Annotated in this window: 14 protein-coding genes; 5 read left to right on the forward strand and 9 right to left on the reverse strand. The window is 62.6% G+C overall.

Annotated elements, in window-relative coordinates:
- The first annotated feature begins 7 nt into the window (after positions 1–7).
- From NYR54_RS12340 to NYR54_RS12355, 4 genes are all read left to right on the forward strand, one after another.
- On the forward strand, positions 8–937 hold the full coding sequence (locus NYR54_RS12340; protein WP_261515964.1) for a carbohydrate ABC transporter permease: 930 nt from the start codon (positions 8–10) through the stop codon (positions 935–937).
- 2 nt (positions 938–939) lie between these two features.
- Complete coding sequence (locus tag NYR54_RS12345; protein WP_261515992.1) at positions 940–1,782, forward strand: carbohydrate ABC transporter permease; 843 nt, start codon at positions 940–942, stop codon at positions 1,780–1,782.
- Between the two features lie 3 nt (positions 1,783–1,785).
- Positions 1,786–2,835 carry an ABC transporter ATP-binding protein gene (locus NYR54_RS12350; RefSeq protein WP_279327515.1) on the forward strand — a complete coding sequence of 350 codons (1,050 nt, stop codon included), beginning with the start codon at positions 1,786–1,788 and terminating at the stop codon, positions 2,833–2,835.
- A 320-nt stretch (positions 2,836–3,155) separates the two neighbouring features.
- Positions 3,156–4,595 (forward strand): FAD-binding oxidoreductase, encoded by a 1,440-nt coding sequence (locus NYR54_RS12355; RefSeq protein ID WP_261515965.1) that lies wholly within the window; start codon positions 3,156–3,158, stop codon positions 4,593–4,595.
- Positions 4,596–4,705: 110 nt separating this feature from the next.
- Here the strand turns inward: NYR54_RS12355 and NYR54_RS12360 are convergent, their stop codons facing one another.
- Positions 4,706–5,590, reverse strand: coding sequence for an aldo/keto reductase family oxidoreductase (locus NYR54_RS12360; RefSeq protein ID WP_261515966.1), 885 nt, complete (start codon positions 5,588–5,590; stop codon positions 4,706–4,708).
- Between the two features lie 95 nt (positions 5,591–5,685).
- Here NYR54_RS12360 and NYR54_RS12365 point away from each other — a divergent pair, with 95 nt between their 5' ends.
- Positions 5,686–6,597: a LysR family transcriptional regulator gene (locus NYR54_RS12365; protein WP_261515967.1), complete on the forward strand. Its 912-nt coding sequence runs from the start codon at positions 5,686–5,688 to the stop codon at positions 6,595–6,597.
- Between the two features lie 166 nt (positions 6,598–6,763).
- On the opposite strand, the gene NYR54_RS12370 is transcribed toward NYR54_RS12365, so the two are convergent.
- The 8 genes from NYR54_RS12370 to NYR54_RS12405 all read right to left on the reverse strand — a co-directional run bounded on the left by NYR54_RS12370 (position 6,764) and on the right by NYR54_RS12405 (position 15,798).
- Entirely contained in the window at positions 6,764–8,695 is a 1,932-nt protein-coding gene (locus NYR54_RS12370; RefSeq protein ID WP_261515968.1) for a DUF2207 domain-containing protein, read from the reverse strand.
- Between the two features lie 3 nt (positions 8,696–8,698).
- Positions 8,699–9,268: a LemA family protein gene (locus NYR54_RS12375; protein ID WP_261515969.1), complete on the reverse strand. Its 570-nt coding sequence runs from the start codon at positions 9,266–9,268 to the stop codon at positions 8,699–8,701.
- 316 nt (positions 9,269–9,584) lie between these two features.
- Positions 9,585–10,346 carry a class I SAM-dependent methyltransferase gene (locus tag NYR54_RS12380; protein ID WP_261515970.1) on the reverse strand — a complete coding sequence of 254 codons (762 nt, stop codon included), beginning with the start codon at positions 10,344–10,346 and terminating at the stop codon, positions 9,585–9,587.
- Positions 10,336–10,803 carry a MarR family winged helix-turn-helix transcriptional regulator gene (locus tag NYR54_RS12385; protein WP_261515971.1) on the reverse strand — a complete coding sequence of 156 codons (468 nt, stop codon included), beginning with the start codon at positions 10,801–10,803 and terminating at the stop codon, positions 10,336–10,338. Before NYR54_RS12385 ends, NYR54_RS12380 begins: the two co-directional genes overlap by 11 nt.
- A 711-nt stretch (positions 10,804–11,514) precedes the next feature.
- On the reverse strand, positions 11,515–12,249 hold the full coding sequence (locus NYR54_RS12390) for a FadR/GntR family transcriptional regulator (protein WP_261515972.1): 735 nt from the start codon (positions 12,247–12,249) through the stop codon (positions 11,515–11,517).
- Positions 12,250–12,253: 4 nt separating this feature from the next.
- On the reverse strand, positions 12,254–13,276 hold the full coding sequence (locus NYR54_RS12395; protein WP_261515973.1) for a four-carbon acid sugar kinase family protein: 1,023 nt from the start codon (positions 13,274–13,276) through the stop codon (positions 12,254–12,256).
- Positions 13,269–14,882, reverse strand: a complete 1,614-nt coding sequence (locus NYR54_RS12400) for an ABC transporter ATP-binding protein (protein ID WP_261515974.1) — start codon at positions 14,880–14,882, stop codon at positions 13,269–13,271. Before NYR54_RS12400 ends, NYR54_RS12395 begins: the two co-directional genes overlap by 8 nt.
- Entirely contained in the window at positions 14,875–15,798 is a 924-nt protein-coding gene (locus NYR54_RS12405; RefSeq protein ID WP_261515975.1) for an ABC transporter permease, read from the reverse strand. The genes NYR54_RS12400 and NYR54_RS12405 overlap by 8 nt, the downstream gene beginning before the upstream one ends.
- Positions 15,799–15,800: the final 2 nt, after the last annotated feature.

Genomic DNA, 15,800 nt, shown 5'->3' on the forward strand with positions numbered 1-15,800 from the left:
TACGGCGATGGCGGACGCCCTTACAGAAAAAGGCTCGGCGCGCTCATGGCGCGCGCCGAGGCTTACGCTCCGGCAGCGGGAGGCCATCGAGGCGTGGCTGTTCGTTAGCCCGACCGTCGCAGGCTTCCTCCTCTTTTTCCTAGGGCCGCTCGCCGCCGTCGTCTATTTCAGCCTGACGGAGTGGAACCTGCTCACGCAGCAGGCCACTTTCGTCGGCGTCAAGAACTATGTGGATGCGCTGTCGCACAATCCCGACTTCTGGCATGTGCTGCGCAATTCCTTCGTCTTCGCGATGGGGCTCGTGCCGCTCAACATGGCGTTGGCGCTTTCCCTGGCGCTTGCGCTTTCACGGCCTTTTCGCGGCGTGATCTTCTTCCGCACGGTCTTCTTCGCGCCGGTGGTGACCTCCGCCGTCGCCTGGGCGATCGTCTGGCGCTTCCTACTGCAGGGGGAGGGCGGTGCCGTCAATCAGATGCTGGCGCTGGTGGGCATCGATGGTCCCAACTGGCTGCGCGAGCCCGACTGGGCGATGGTCGCCGTAATCGTCACCCGCGTGATCAAGATGGTCGGGCTCAACATGATCCTCTACATCGCCGCGCTTCAGGCCATTCCGCGCGACTATGAGGCGGCGGCGCGGCTCGAAGGCGCGTCTAACTGGCAGATCTTCCGCATGGTCATCTGGCCGCTGCTTGCGCCCACGACGCTGGTGATCTTCGTCATCACCATGATCGGTTCATTCAAGGTCTTCGACCACATCTATCTGATGACCGGCGGAGGCCCGGAGAACGGAACGCTGGTGCTTGCCTTCTACATCTACGAGCAGGGCTTCAAGTTCTTCAATGTCGGCTACGCTTCGGCGCTCGCCATGATCATGTTCGTCATCGTGCTCGTTCTGACCGTCGTGCAGATGACGCTGAGGCGGAGGGACATGCAATGACGCTGACCGTTCGCCAGGCCAGGATCATTGCCCGCATCTGCTGGACCGTCGCGCTGCTCGTCGTCGCGGTGCCCTTCGTCTTCCCGTTCCTGTGGATGGTTTCCTCGGGCTTCAAGAGCGCGACGGAGATCTTCGGGCAGCCCTCGCTCATTCCCCGCGTATGGCGCTGGCAGAACTATCTCGAGGTCTTCGAATACCAGCCCTTTGCCCGGCAGTATTTCAACTCGCTCTATATCGCCGTCGCCGTCACCGGGCTGACGCTGGTGATCTCCTCGCTTGCGGGCTACGCGCTCGCCCGCATGCGCTTTGCCGGGGCGGGGCTCCTGATGCTCTTCCTGCTTTCGGCCCTCATGGTGCCGGAGGAGGTGACCATCATCCCGAACTTCTTCCTCATCCGCTGGATGGGCCTCATGGACACGCATGCGCCGCTCATCCTGTTGCCGGTCTTTGGCTCGCACGGCGTGATGGCAACGTTCCTGATGCGTCAGTATTTCCTCGCCATCCCCAAGGAACTGGAGGAGGCCGGCAAGATGGACGGGCTGTCGCCCTTCGGCATCTGGTGGCGCATCGCGCTGCCCATGTCGCGGCCGGCGCTCGCCGCCGTCTCCATCATCACCTTCCTCTTTTCCTGGAATCTGTTCCTCGAGCCGCTGGTCTTCATCAGCTCGCTCGAGAAATTCACTCTGCCGCTTGCGCTCAGCAACTTCACAGACTCGTACGGCCTGCCGCTCTGGCACCTGCAGCTTGCGGCAACCAGCCTGGCCGTCGTGCCGATCCTGATCGTCTATCTGATCGCGCAGCGGCAGATCATCGAGAGCTTCGCCCTCTCGGGGGTAAAGGGATAGACCATGACCAGCCTCACACTCCGCAACATCAAGAAGAGCTTCGGCGCGACCCAGGTGATCAAGGGCGTAGACCTCGAGATTGCGGACGGGGAATTCGTCGTCTTCGTCGGGCCGTCGGGCTGCGGAAAATCCACGCTTCTGCGGATGATCGCGGGCCTCGAGGACATCACCGAGGGCGAAATCTACATCGGCGAGCGGAAGGTCAACGACGTGCAGGCCGCGCAGCGCGGGGTCGCCATGGTCTTCCAGTCCTACGCACTCTATCCGCACCTGACGGTGAGGGACAACATGGCCTTCGGCCTGAAGGTGCGCAAGGTGCCCGCCAGCGAGCGCGAGCGGCGGGTACGGGAAGCGGCGGCCTCGCTCAAGCTCGAGGCGCTTCTGGACCGCTATCCGCGCGAGCTTTCCGGCGGCCAGCGCCAGCGGGTGGCGATCGGCCGCGCCATCGTCGGCAATCCGCAGGTGTTCCTGTTCGACGAGCCTCTTTCCAATCTCGACGCCGAGCTACGCGTGCACATGCGCTCCGAAATCGCGGCGCTGCACCAGCGGCTCGAAAACACGATGATCTATGTCACGCATGACCAGATCGAGGCCATGACCCTGGCGGACAGGATCGTCGTCCTGCGCGAAGGCGTGATCGAGCAGGTGGGAACGCCGCGCGAACTCTATGAGAGCCCGGCCAATCTCTTCGTCGCGCAGTTCATCGGCAGCCCGCGTATGAACGTGCTGCCCGCACGCGCCGTGGCGGGCCGCCTGGCGGCGCGGGGGCTCAACATCGGCGCCGCCGAGGGCGTCGGCATGCGGCCCGAGCACATCTCGCTCACAGCTCCGGAATCGGGTCTCCTGCGCGGTCGCGTGGCGCTCAGCGAATATACGGGCGCCGCGACCCTTCTTCATGTGGAACTTGAAGAAGGCGAAACAGCGCTGGTGATCGCAAATGGGCCAGCAGTGCCCGCGAACGGCCAAGAGGTGGGGCTGGAGATCGCGCGGGAGCACCTGCATGTTTTCGACAAGGCCGGCCGGGCGATCCGGCCCCTGGTGCAGGCGGCGTGACGGCGCCTTTTGGCTAAACACGGTAGGGTACGCGCGAGCTGTCCCGGCGATCGGCAGCTTCCTTGCGGGTAAGGTCGGCACCTTTTTCAACGCAATGTTCGCTACGCCGCTGTAGTGCTGTGCGCGACCGCGTGCCGGCCGGTGATGATTGAGCCTGTCGCTGTAGGTCTAACTGCGGATTTAACGCCCCTCCCTCTCGCCGCGGGTCACTTCTGCCATATCCGCGGCCGTCGAGCATGAACATTCAGTTGCCAACGTGACTGCACAGGCGCACCATGCGTTCAGCGGTGGGGTAATCCAAGCGCTGGGAGGAGCCCGTCATGCTTGACGCTACCATCGTCAAATTCGATTCAGGAACAACCACAGTGAACGCCGCGGAGATCGAAGCGCTCGAGGCGAGACTGCGCGGCACCATTCTCGAACCCGACAACGCCGCCTATGATGAGGCGCGCTCCGTCTGGAATGCCATGATCGACCGGCGGCCCGGCCTGATCGTCCGATGCGCTGGCGTGTCGGATGTGATCCAAACGGTGCGTTTCGCGCGGGAACACGGCCTGCTCGTGTCCGTTCGAGGCGGCGGCCATAACATCGCCGGCAACGCTGTTTGCGACGGCGGCGTGCTCATCGATCTCTCCCAAATGAGATCGGTGCGGGTGGACCCGTCGATCCAGCGGGCATGGGTCGAGCCGGGGGCTCTGCTTGCCGATGTGGACAAGGAAACGCAGTCATTCGCAATGGCGCTTCCGACCGGGATCAATTCCACCACGGGAATTGCCGGTCTGACGCTCGGCGGAGGCTTCGGGTGGCTTACACGCAAGTACGGCCTCACACTCGATAACCTGATGGCCGCCGACGTGGTGACTGCGGACGGGGAGCTGCTGCGGACGAGCCTCACCGAGGCTTCGGATCTTTTTTGGGCGATCCGGGGCGGCGGCGGCAACTTCGGGGTGGTGACTGGTTTCGAGTTCCAGCTTCACCAGGTTGGCCGGCAGGTGCTGTCCGGCCTCGTCGTTCATCCGTTCGCCGAGGCTGCATCCGTTCTGAAAGAGTATCGGAAGGCCCTGGAATCGGCGCCTGACGAACTCACCTGCTGGGTCGTCATGAGGCAGGCGCCGCCGCTGCCGTTCCTGCCCGCCGAATGGCACGGGAAGGAGATTCTCGTCCTCGCAATGTGCTATTGCGGCGATCTTGATGAGGGGGAGCGGGCAACCGCGCAGTTGCGATCCATAGGAACGCCGATTGCCGACGTGGTCGGAGAGAATACGCTGGTCGGATGGCAGCAGGCATTTGATCCTCTGCTTGCACCTGGCGCCCGGAACTACTGGAAGAGCCACGACTTCATCGAACTGTCTGACGGACTCATCGATGTCCTGATCGACGCCATTCGCCGTCTGCCAGGACCCGAATGCGAGGTGTTCGTCGGGCATGTCGGAGGTGCTTCCGGCCGTATAGCGCCGGATGCGACCGCCTTCCCGCAGCGAAGCTCGCACTACGTGATGAACGTCCATGCCCGCTGGCGCGAAATCCGTATGGATCGGCCCTGTATCGACTGGGCGCGCGGCCTGTTCGAGGACACGAAGCCCTATGCTGCCGGAACTGCCTACATAAATTTCATGCCCGAGGATGAGACAGAGCGGGTGGAAGCGGCCTACGGATCGAATTTCCAGCGCCTGGTGGAGGTGAAGAGAAAGTACGATCCGACGAACTTCTTCAGAATGAACCAGAACATCAGGCCCACTGCGGAGTTCCGGGCCGCATAGAAGCAATTCACTTCCGCAACGTGCCCCGCCGCTTCTCTTCGGGCGGGGCACACTGCGCAGCACGATTGCGGACAGTCCCTGAGGCAAAATCTGCCTCAGGTGCCTGTCACTTATGCCGGGTGAGGCATTGCCCCGATCCCGTCCAGCGCTGCGATGGCTTCGTCCGGCAGTTCGATCGCCGCGGCGGCTACGTTCTCGCGCAGATGCGCGAGCGACGAAGTGCCGGGGATCAGGAGAATGTTGGGCGAGCGCTGAAGAAGCCAGGCGAGCGCCACCTGCATCGGGGTTGCTTCCAGTTGCCTAGCGACACGGGAGAGCGTCTCGGACTGCAGGGGGCTGAAGCCGCCGAGCGGGAAGAAGGGAACATAGGCGATCGCCCGGGCCGCCAGTGTGTCTATCAAAGCGTCGTCGGCGCGGTGCGCGAGGTTGTACTGGTTCTGGACACAGACGATCTCACAGATGCCGAGCGCCTCTTCGACCTGCCGCGGGGTGACGTTGCTGAGACCGATGTGGCGGATCAGTCCTGCCCGCTGCAACTCAGCGAGCACCGCCAGGGCGGGCTCGACGCTGCCCTCGGCCGGATCATGGCCGTTGTCGCCCCAGAAACGCATGTTAACGACGTCCAGCACGTCGAGTTGGAGATTGCGCAGATTGTCGTAAACCGCCTGTCGCAATTCTTCCGGAGAAGCTGCGGGAAGCCAGGATCCGTCCTCGCCACGACGGGCGCCGATCTTGGTGACGATGACGAGATCGTCGGGGTAGGGCGCCAGCGTCTCGCGGATCAGCTGGTTGACGACATATGGGCCGTAATAGTCGCTGGTGTCGATATGGTTGATGCCGAGCGCTACGGCTTCGCGCAGCACCGCAGCGGCCTCTGCCGTGTCCCTGGGCGGCCCGAAGACGCCGGGACCGGCAAGCCGCATCGCGCCGTAGCCGAGGCGCTTCACGGTGCGGCTGCCGAGCGTGTAGGTTCCTGCCTTGTCGATGATCTGCATGTGGGCCTCCATGTGGGTGAGGCAACACATCTAGTCATTGCACAAGCGGGCGATAATCGGCCATTATCTGCACGGGCTGTGCGGATTGGCGAACAATGCGAGCGGATCTCGGAGACCTTAACGCATTCCTTGCCGTGGCGCGGGCGGGTGGGTTCCGCGGGGCTGCGCGCACCAGCGGAATGAGCGCTTCGGCTCTCAGCGAAGCGGTGCGGCGGCTGGAAGCACGGCTAGGCGTTCGCCTGCTGCATCGCACCACGCGCAGTGTGGCGCCGACCGAAGCGGGCGCGCGGCTGATCGAGCGGCTGGGGCCGGCGCTCGGCGAGGTGGAGGCGGCGCTCGACCTGATGAACACCTTTCGCGATCACCCGTCTGGCACCCTGCGCCTCAACGTGCCCACGGTCGCGGCGCGGGTGGTGCTACCCTCGATCCTGCCCGGATTCATGGCCGCCTATCCGGACATCAAGGTGGAGGTGGTCGTCGAGGACGGCTTCGTCGACATCCTGGCGTCGGGATGCGATGCCGGCATCCGGTACGAGGAACGGCTCGAGCAGGACATGATCGCCGTTCCCATCGGTCCGCGGACGCAGCGCGCCGCCGCGGCCGCTGCGCCCGCATATCTTGACCGCTGCGGCCGTCCCACGCACCCGCGCGATCTGCTCAATCACGCCTGCCTGACCGGCCGCTTTGCGAGCGGTGTGACTACCGACTGCTGGGAGTTCGAGCGCGACGGTGAGGTCATCCGCATCCAGGTGCAGGGCCCGCTGGTGGTATCGCTTGGTGCGGGGGTCGATCTCATGATCGACATGGCGGTTGCAGGTTGCGGGGTCATCAGCTTATTTGAAGACTGGCTGCGCCCGTATTTCGAAAGCGGTGCGCTGGAACCTGTGCTGCAGGACTGGTGGCAGCCTTTTTCCGGACCGTTCCTGTACTATCCCGGCCGCCGGCTGGTTCCTCCGCCGTTACGCGCGTTCCTGGACTTTATCAGGACCGGCGGGGCCGGAGCGTGACACTGCGGGCGGCCTACTCCCGTCCTAGGGTCAATCCCGCGGCCACGACTCGGAAGGGCCGCTCTGATGGCGGGGCGCCCGGTCAGGTTGCACGGCTTCTGCACACGGCGCGCTGACTGGTTCGCCTGCTTCCGTGATGCTGCCCATCCTGCCGGCGCTGCTGGAGCTACCAACCGCCTCCGCCACCTCCGCCGCCACCGCCTCCGGAGAAGCCGCCACCCGAAAAGCCCGAGGACGAGCTTTTCGGGGCGGGCAAGGACGCGGTGAAGCTTTTCGGGAGTGAACTTGCCATATTTCCAAGGCTGGAGCCGAGCCTGCCAGGGCTGACACTGCTGCCGTGATACCAGACTGGGCCCGTATAGGTCGCGGCGCCCGTGGCGAGCGCCGTCGCCAGCCAGTTGTCGAACGCCCGCGACCACGGCTTCTCGACGCCGAGAGCCACGGCATAGGGCAGCAGCGTTTCGAAATGCTGCGGCGACATCTCCGGCGCGCCCTGCATGCTCATACGCTCCTTTTCAGCAAGCATCAGATATTGCCTCAGGCCTGCTATCTCGGCGGAGCGCTTCTGGCCGACCGGCGTCGGAGCGCCCATCAGGAAAAAGAAGACGAGGTTGGCCAGTATCAGTCCAGCGATGGCCGCAAGTGTGCGGGGATCCATCTCGGCCTGAACCAACAGCAGAAGAAGTCCGCCGATCAGATTTAAGCCGAGATAGCCGAGAAATGCGGTCACGATCACCGCCCATATCCGTTTCGCCAGGCTGTGTGCCCGGCGAAACCGGCGCCCGACATTGATGGCGACAATGGCGATCAGGAAGGAGGGCACGATGATACCGAAAGCCGCGGAGATCGCGTGAGGTGAGAAATCACCCAAGGCGATGATGGAGACGAGCAGCACCACCGATGCGAGAGCACCGGCAGCGATATAGAGCGTGTTGCCGCGATAGAACTCGTTGCGATGTTCCGTTTCGATGGCGCTGCGAAACGCGTGGCCGATCGACTGGATCGTCTCGCCGTTCGCCTTGTCGACCGTGAGCGAATCGCCGTCTTCGGGCAGCTCCTTGAGAATGGCGCGCTGGCCGACGCCGATACCGTCCGGAATGCCGCTTCCCTTGCGGCGGATCGTCAAGGTCTTGCTCGGCTGTTCAAGTTCCAGATGCCCCTTGACGGCAAGATCGATGACAGATGCGGCAAAGGCGTCCCATCCGCCACCTCTGAAGCCGCGCTGTTCAATGTAATTGGCCAGGGCAGGGGAGATCCCCTTTGGCGGTGTCCAGCGCGGGATGACGATCTCGCGCGGCGGATCGCGGCCCACGCGCCGCCAGGCCCAGAGATAGTAGGTCAATATGAGGGCCAGTCCGCCGATGCCGACGATCCATTCCCGATTGTCCCGCCACCAGTCGGCGCGCAGCTCCGCCGCCGAGGGCGGCGCCACGATGCCTTTCGGAAAGGCGACCACTACCGTCAGCCCCTCGCGCCTGCCAAGCTCCCGTGTCGCCTCGAAACGAATACGGTTTCCGCCGTCAAGTCGTGTGGCCCGGCCCGCCTGCTCAGTCGAACCATAGGGGCCAGTGAAGTAGGTAATGCCGGTCGCGCCGGCGCCGAGAGGCAAACGGACCTCCGCAGTCGCCTCCAGGATCGGGAAATCCCAGCCATTGCCGGTGACATTCCAGTAGAGTTCGTCGTGATCCTCGAAATGGCGGATCTGGCGCGTCGTCTCGTAGGTAATCTCGTAGACATGCACGCCATGCCGCAGCAGCACGTTCGCATCGCCGATGCGGATGCGCAGAACGCCTGAATCCCGCTCAATGGCGTAGGGCTCCGTATTGCCGTCTCGCGTCACCGCGAGCACATCAAGCCCCACCTCGCGCATGCGGCCATTGGCATCCTCATAGCGCAGCGGAATGTCCCGGTAGATGCCGCGCAAGATCTGCCGGCCCTCGACGGTGACCTCGATGGTCTCCGTCACGGTGAGCGTGCCGTCCTTTCCCACGTCGATCAACGCATGGAAGCTGCGGATTTCCTCTGCAGCGGTTGCGCCTTGGGCGAAACCGAGAACAAGGAGAAAGGCAATGAGCAATTGCGCGGCCGGCTTCACCATGTGTCAGCTGAACGAGACCTTCGGTACCGCGCGGTCTTCCGCATTGTCGATCTCGAAATACTCCGCCTGGCTGAAGCCGAACATGCTGGCGACCAGATTGGAGGGGAAGCTTTCGACCTTGATGTTCAGCTCACGCGCCGCGCCGTTGTAGTAGCGGCGGGCCATCTGGATTTCGCTTTCGAGCGTTTCCAGCGAGCTTTGCAGCTGCCTGAAATTCTCGTTCGCCTTGAGATCCGGATAGGCCTCCGCCACGGCAAAGAGCCGGCCGAGCGCCCGACCGAGCAGGCCTTCCACCTGGCCACGGCCGGCAACGTCGTCGCTCGGCAGGCTCTGTGCGCGCGAGCGGAGCGCGGTCACCTCCTCGAGCACCGCGCGTTCGTGCTGCACATATCCCTTCACCGTCTCGATCAGGTTGGGGATGAGGTCCGCGCGGCGTTTCAGCTGCACGTCGATCCCCGACCAGGCTTCGCGCATGATCTGCCGCGCCCTTACGAGGCCGTTATAGATGACGATTGCATAGCTGGCGATGACCAGGAGAAGTACAAGGAGGATAGGGCCGAGACCAAAATTCATGATTTCTCCTTGCGGCGGCTTTCGCGTCCCGTCGTTTCCCGACTTCAGGCCGGGAACGGGCGCGGAGAAACTTTGTTGGGCTACTATACCGGGGGAATCCGAGAGAGCTAGTCGCAAAAGCTGGTTTGAACAGCCTGCCGTTAGCCGCCTTACCGATTGAAGCGTTTGTCCGGGCCGAGCGGCTGTTGAAGCCGGTGTCGATGCCTTACGAAACCGGGCCAGGAGTCTTCCACCTTCGGCACGGTATGTTGCGGCTGGACGATCATGCTGGCGCTGTGTCGAATGCCTTGAGGGACCGTGACCGGACGTTCGCGTGTCATTCGATTGCTCCTGCACGGATCATGATGGGCCAGCATATGGATTTCGCTTCGTCTTCCCGTTGCCACAGCGACCGCAGGTCGTCCTGGAAGCTCTGAATGATCTCGGCCTTCCCCGCCAGAACTGCACGCTTCACAGCCGACCAGGTGGAGAAGTATCCGAGCACCTGATTGAGGTCCCACCGTCGCTGGATGGAGAGGAGGGGTGGCGCGAATTCCGGGAATGGGAAGTCGATGGTGGCGTAGCCCTGATCGACCAGACGCCTTTCCGGCGGCCAGAACGGTCCGATCTCCTGCTCGTAGAACCGTGCGAAGCGGCTCTGGAGGCTGCCCTCCTCAAACCGTGGGGCACCGTAGCCGACAAGCGCAAGTGCTGCGGGTTTGCGCGCAATTCGCCGAACCTCCCGATAGAATCTCGGCAGGTCGAACCAGTGCGCCGCCTGCGCCGCCACTACGAGGCTGGCGCAACCGTCCGGCAGCGGGAGGCTTTCCGCATGGGCCTGCGCATATTCGACCAGAGGGTGTTGGCTGGCATTTGCCAGTTGCTCCGCGCTCGGGTCTATGCCGACCACCTTCCGGAAATGCTGGGCGAGCAGTGCCGTCAGCTGGCCCGTGCCGCAGCCGACATCGACGGCCAGATCCTGGTCGGGCGCAATCTCCCCAAGATAGGCGACAAGCGCGTCCGGATAGTCAGGCCGGAAGGCAGCGTAGGCCTTGCCTCCGCTTTCGAACCAGTTGGGGGGCGGCGTCCTATCGCTCACCGTCCGCCTCCCGCAGGCGCTCGGCAAAGCCCTTCCTTTCAAGCGCCCTGGCCGTTTCCTCCAACGCCCGGAGGAGTGGAAAGCCGGTCTCGTTTTCCAGGGCTTCGATCGCCCGATAGATCGTGTCCCACTGGCGTACGAGTTTGGCGAGGAGGTTGCGGCCCTTCGGCGTGAGATGAATGCCGTTCTTCCTGCCATCGCCCAAGGCATGATGCTCGATCAGTCCATCCCTTGCCATGAGGGCAACCGTCTGGCTTATCGCCCCTTGCGTCAGATAGCTGCGCGCCACGATCTCGGTGACTGTTTCCGCGCCAGCGGAGAGGGCGCGCATGACAGGGGTGTAGCGGGGGCGATAATCGAGGCCGAGCGTGCGATAGCAATCCTCGCTGCCCTGCTCGACGAGTTCCCCGACATAGCGCAGCAGTTCTCCGAGGCCGGGTCTTGTCTTCTCGTTCATGGGTATGCAATTACATTAGCGCTAATGGATTTTCAAGACGGGAGTACGGTATGACCTATGAAAGGCAGCCACGATCTGGAATGCGGAAGCGTTCAGAGCAATTCCGAGTGTCGGTGCAGACTTACCGGTAAGAAAGACCCCTTGTCTGCATTCCCGCGATCACCGAAAGACCAACGCGCGCGACTTTGGCGCGCGTAACTGCGCAACATGAATGGAGGATTTGCTTCCTTGAACCTGCAAATACAGACGAGCTTCCCGCCGCGCCCATCAACATGCGCGGGCCGCAGTCGCCGATGGGCCGACGCGGCCCCACGTAAGGTATGCCTCACTCCGAGTTGCCGTTAGCTTCGTCGCCCGTGTAAGTGAATGCTAGGATGGATCCAGGATTCACCATCTGGTCGGTGGCTCCCCCGTACGACGACGGACGTGGTGAGGGACCAAGTTTGTGTTCATGTCAGACCCAAAGTTCTGTTTCAGCCCGTCAGGGTGCAATGAGTAGCCTGTTGGCCACAAGGGGTTGATTCGGGTTTCAAATGCCGGGACCAAACATCTAAACAGGCCGCGCGAGAAGCTCGACCCGATCAGCCAAATAACCGAGCTCGCCGCCATCGGCTACACGCCCTCAACCTGAGAGGGACTCTCCCGCTTCCTCGGCGGTTCCTGCATCGAGACCGCCTCCAACACCGTCAAGCGGCCAACCCGTCGCCGCGTCTATTGATCGACCTGCTCCTCGGGAGTGCGCCCCATTCCATTGGTCGTGGTGCCAAATAGGCGGTCGCGGGAACCAGCGAGATGGGCACGCATCAAGTTTCTGGCTCCCTCGACATCGCCGGCTTCAATGGCGTCGGTGATGGCCATGTGCTCCACAAGAACATGGGTGAGACCGTCAACCATGCGCTTGAGCGAAAGGCCGTGAAGACGCATGCCAACGGCAATATGTTCCTCCAGGGCTTTCATCGCAGTGACGAAATAGGGGTTGGTCGAAGACTGGGCGATCGATAGATGGAACATGAAATCGGCGTCTTCGCGATGCGCCTGGCGGTTGGTTGCATCGCGCAAAAGGGCCAGAGCGCGCTTGATCTTCTGCAGCGCTTCCGGGCTGCGTCGTTGTGCAGCCATTGCCGCCGCCTCCGGTTCGATCGTCAACCGGAACTCGTAGCAGTGCTGAAGATCCGACAGGTTTTCAATCTGTCCGAAGCCAAGTGGCTCGCGAATGCCCTGTTCGCGCACAAAACTGCCTGCGCCGCGACGAGAATAGATCAATCCCTGATCCCGGAGGCGACGCAAGGCTTCCCGCACCACCGGGCGGGAAACCTGAAATTCCGCCGCCAGGGCGTGCTCTGGCGGAAGGCGTTCGTCCACGGCATAGGCCCCGGACTTGATCGACTTCTGGATCCGCTCAAAAACCATATCCGATAGGCTTCGCCGACCCGAGGTTTCCAGCATAGGTTCACCTGGCTTCTGTTGCTGCGGAAGAAAGAAGATGAACAAGCGTATCCGATGAGCCAAAACCGCCCGATTTCGTAACAACAGTCAAGTGACCCGAGCGCGAAACCGGCAGCCCTGGAAGCGCCTCTCCAAGAACCTCGAGAGTGTTTACATCAAACCGGCGCAGAACCGCTTGCGCCGTTGCTCCGCCCGAGAGTACGAGGAGCGCGGGCCGGCAGGCGACCAGGGCCTGAAGGCTGGAGGCAAGAGCGCTCGCTACCTGTGACGGGGGAGCGGAGCGATCTCCGGGTGTGGCGTGAAGCAGAATGATGTCTTCTTTAAGAGGTCCAGCAATGTCCGCTTGCCCATTCGGAGCGGGTATATAATCGATCTCAGGGTGTGCCTTGCACAAGGCTTCGACCTGGCGGAGCGTAATCAGGTCTGTCGAGCCGATCACCACGTAAGCCGGCCGCATGGAATGATCAGGCTGCGGGAGGAGGCGGTTGCTCAAGCGGCGGGAAAAGGCGTCCGCCAGGCCGCGCGCACCGATGAGCAAGTCGTAGTCACCGTCCAGCGCGGCGTCGATGTCAGCGTCCGTCACGATATCCGGAATGTGAGCGCGGGCCGCATATTCGCCCAGCGCCCCTGCGACCGATGTCGGGCTATCGACCCCAAACCCCGTGAGATGTCCGTTCACGACCAGCCGCCTGAATGCAGGAATGGCAGGTATTGCGATACTTCTGGCGTGGGGCAATGCACCCAGTTCAGCGGCGATATTGCCTTTCAGGCGCGAGTCGATCTTCTTAAAGATCTTCGTGCCTTTTGGTAGCACTGCGACGATCTCCGCGACCCGCTTCCGGGCTATGTCAGGCGCAACTTCACGGCTGTCGGTGGAGACGGTGAGAACCCGTGGACCCGCCGACAACGCTTCGCTGATGCTGTCCACGCCAAGCGCTGCATGGGTTGACAGGCCGCGCATGGCAAACGGGGCGGCGGTATCAAGCGCTCCCGTGAGGTCATCTGCGATGATGGCAAGTTCAGGCATAGATACCCATTGCCCGACGCTTCGCCTGCACATCCGGATCAGGATCAAGATTGGAGGCAAGCAGCTTCTTCGTATATGGCTCGCGCGGAGCTTCGAAGATCTGTGCCGTCGGCCCCATTTCCACGATTTCACCTGCCTTCATCACGATCACGGTGTCGGCAAAGTCGCGGACCACCCCAAGGTCGTGCGCGATGAAGATGAAGGAAATGCCGAGTCTCTGGCGCAGGCTGTCGAGCAGGGCGATGACCTGCGCCTGGATGGAGACGTCGAGCGCGGATACGGCCTCGTCGCAGATAATAAGCTCCGGTTCCAGCGCGAGTGCGCGGGCGATCGCAATGCGCTGCCGCTGACCGCCTGAAAACTGGTGCGGATAGCGGTCGATATGCTCCGCTATGAGACCTACCTGTTCCAGCAGCTCGATGACGCGCGCGCGCCGCTCCTGCCTCGCAGGCATGAGTTTGTGGATGTCCCAGCCTTCGGCGATCAATTCGTAAACGGACATCCGTGGATTGAGGGACTGGGTGGGGTCCTGGAAGACCATCTGAATCTCGCGGCGAACCCCAAGAAGCTCACGCGCGCTCATGGTGAGGAGATCCTTGCCCTTCCAGTAGACATGGCCGCTATCGGCGGTCTCAAGGCGAAGAAGGGTGCGTGCGAGAGTGGACTTGCCGGAGCCGCTTTCCCCGACAATCGCGAGGCTCTGCGCCCTCGCCACCGTAAAGGACGCATCCCTCAGGGCATGGAAGGAATGGTAGGATTTGCTAAGCTTCTCGACACTGAGCAGGATCGGTGATGACCGGTTGGGAATCTTGATCTCGCCCTTGCCCGGCGCGGCCGCGATAAGCTTCCGGGTATAGGGGTGTTTGGCCTCATGATAGACCTCGCGCACCGTCCCCGATTCGACGATTTCGCCTTCATTCATGACGACGATGCGATCGGCAATCTCGGCCACAACGCCGAGATCGTGCGAGATGAGTACGAGGGCCATGTCAGTTTCGGCCTGAAGCTCCTTGAGGAGCGCCAGTACTTCGGCCTGGATTGTGACATCGAGCGCCGTGGTCGGCTCGTCCGCGATCAGGATATCCGGCTTGAGCATCAGCGCCATGGCGATCATCAAGCGCTGGCGCTGGCCGCCCGAGAACTGATGCGGGTATTTGCGCATCGCCTTTTCGGGCTCGGGAATGCCGACCCGCGCGATCAGCTCTAGGGCGCGCTTGTGCGCAAGGTCGTGCGGGCGACCATGCGCTGTCATCATCTCAACTATCTGCCAGCCCACCGAATAGACCGGATTGAGATGCCCTAGCGGATCCTGAAAGATCATGGCGATCTTCTTGCCGTTGAGGGCGCGATGCTCTTCCTGGCTGATCTTCAGCAGATCCTTGCCGTCATAAAGGATTTCACCGGAGACGATCTCCGCCGGTGGGCTGTCCAGCAGGTTCATTATGGCATTGGCCGAAACCGACTTGCCCGAACCGCTTTCGCCGAGAATGGCCAGCGTCTCTCCGCGGGAGACGGACCAGCTCACATTCCTGACAGCATGAACGGTGCCTCGAGCCGTGTGGAAGTCCACCGAGAGGTTTTTGACCGTGAGCAGCGCTTCAGACACTTTTCGTCCTCCTGGCTTCCAGTCTCCAGCGCTGTGTGGGGTCGAGCGCCACGCGCAACCAGTTCGAAAGAAGGTTCAGCGAAAGAGCGGCGATCACGATCATCAACCCCGGCCAGAAGGCGAGCCACCAGGCGGAGCTGAGATAGGGCCTGCCCTGGCTGACCATCAGCCCCCAGGTGATGTCGGGTGGCTGCACGCCGATGCCGAGGAAGGAGAGCGAGGATTCTGCCAGCATTACGAAGGCGAAATCGAGCGTCGCGATGGTAAGTATGGTCGGCGCGATCACCGGCAGGATGTGCTTGACAATGATGCGCGAATGCGTGGCGCCCATGACGATCGCGGCCTGCACGAACATCCGCTCGCGTACTTCCAGAACTTCCGCGCGCGCCGTGCGCAGGTAGATCGGGACGCGTGTGATGGCCAGCACCAGGATCATGTTCGGGATCGAAGGTCCGAGAACGTAAAGCACGACCACGGCGATCAGCAGCGACGGGAACGACATGATGACGTCGGCCAGCCGCATGATAACCTGCGAGACGACCTTGCCCATGTAGCCGGCGATGAGGCCCAGGATCGTCCCGACGACCATGGCCGCAGCCACCGTTCCGGCGGCGATCGCGATCGTGCTCTGCGCGGCGACTATCAGGCGCGCCAGCATCGACCGCCCCAGTGCGTCGCCACCGAGGTAGAACAACCATCCGCGCTCGAAGCTGAACGGCGGGAAGTTGCGTCCGCGCAGGTTCTGCTGAGTGGCCGCGTCGCCAAGCAGGGCCGGGCCGATCAGTGCAGAAACGAGGATGAGCAGCAGGATGATGACGGAGACGAAGGCGAACTTGTCCCGCCAGAGCATCGAGATGAGGTTTGGTCCCTTGGTCTCGCTCGCGGTGGTCGGAGCCTGGGTAATGGTGGCGGGCATCT

Source organism: Chelativorans petroleitrophicus, assembly GCF_025398195.1.
Taxonomy (GTDB): Bacteria; Pseudomonadota; Alphaproteobacteria; order Rhizobiales; family Rhizobiaceae; genus Chelativorans; species Chelativorans petroleitrophicus.

Coding starts and splice junctions, on each gene's coding strand:
- NYR54_RS12350 (WP_279327515.1), top strand. CDS start 1,786: ATGACCAGCCTCACACTCCGCAACATCAAGAAGAGCTTCGGCGCGACC.
- NYR54_RS12360 (WP_261515966.1), bottom strand. CDS start 5,590: ATGCAGATCATCGACAAGGCAGGAACCTACACGCTCGGCAGCCGCACC.
- NYR54_RS12375 (WP_261515969.1), bottom strand. CDS start 9,268: ATGAATTTTGGTCTCGGCCCTATCCTCCTTGTACTTCTCCTGGTCATC.
- NYR54_RS12340 (WP_261515964.1), top strand. CDS start 8: ATGGCGGACGCCCTTACAGAAAAAGGCTCGGCGCGCTCATGGCGCGCG.
- NYR54_RS12395 (WP_261515973.1), bottom strand. CDS start 13,276: ATGCCTGAACTTGCCATCATCGCAGATGACCTCACGGGAGCGCTTGAT.
- NYR54_RS12370 (WP_261515968.1), bottom strand. CDS start 8,695: ATGGTGAAGCCGGCCGCGCAATTGCTCATTGCCTTTCTCCTTGTTCTC.
- NYR54_RS12390 (WP_261515972.1), bottom strand. CDS start 12,249: ATGCTGGAAACCTCGGGTCGGCGAAGCCTATCGGATATGGTTTTTGAG.
- NYR54_RS12405 (WP_261515975.1), bottom strand. CDS start 15,798: ATGCCCGCCACCATTACCCAGGCTCCGACCACCGCGAGCGAGACCAAG.
- NYR54_RS12385 (WP_261515971.1), bottom strand. CDS start 10,803: ATGAACGAGAAGACAAGACCCGGCCTCGGAGAACTGCTGCGCTATGTC.
- NYR54_RS12355 (WP_261515965.1), top strand. CDS start 3,156: ATGCTTGACGCTACCATCGTCAAATTCGATTCAGGAACAACCACAGTG.
- NYR54_RS12365 (WP_261515967.1), top strand. CDS start 5,686: ATGCGAGCGGATCTCGGAGACCTTAACGCATTCCTTGCCGTGGCGCGG.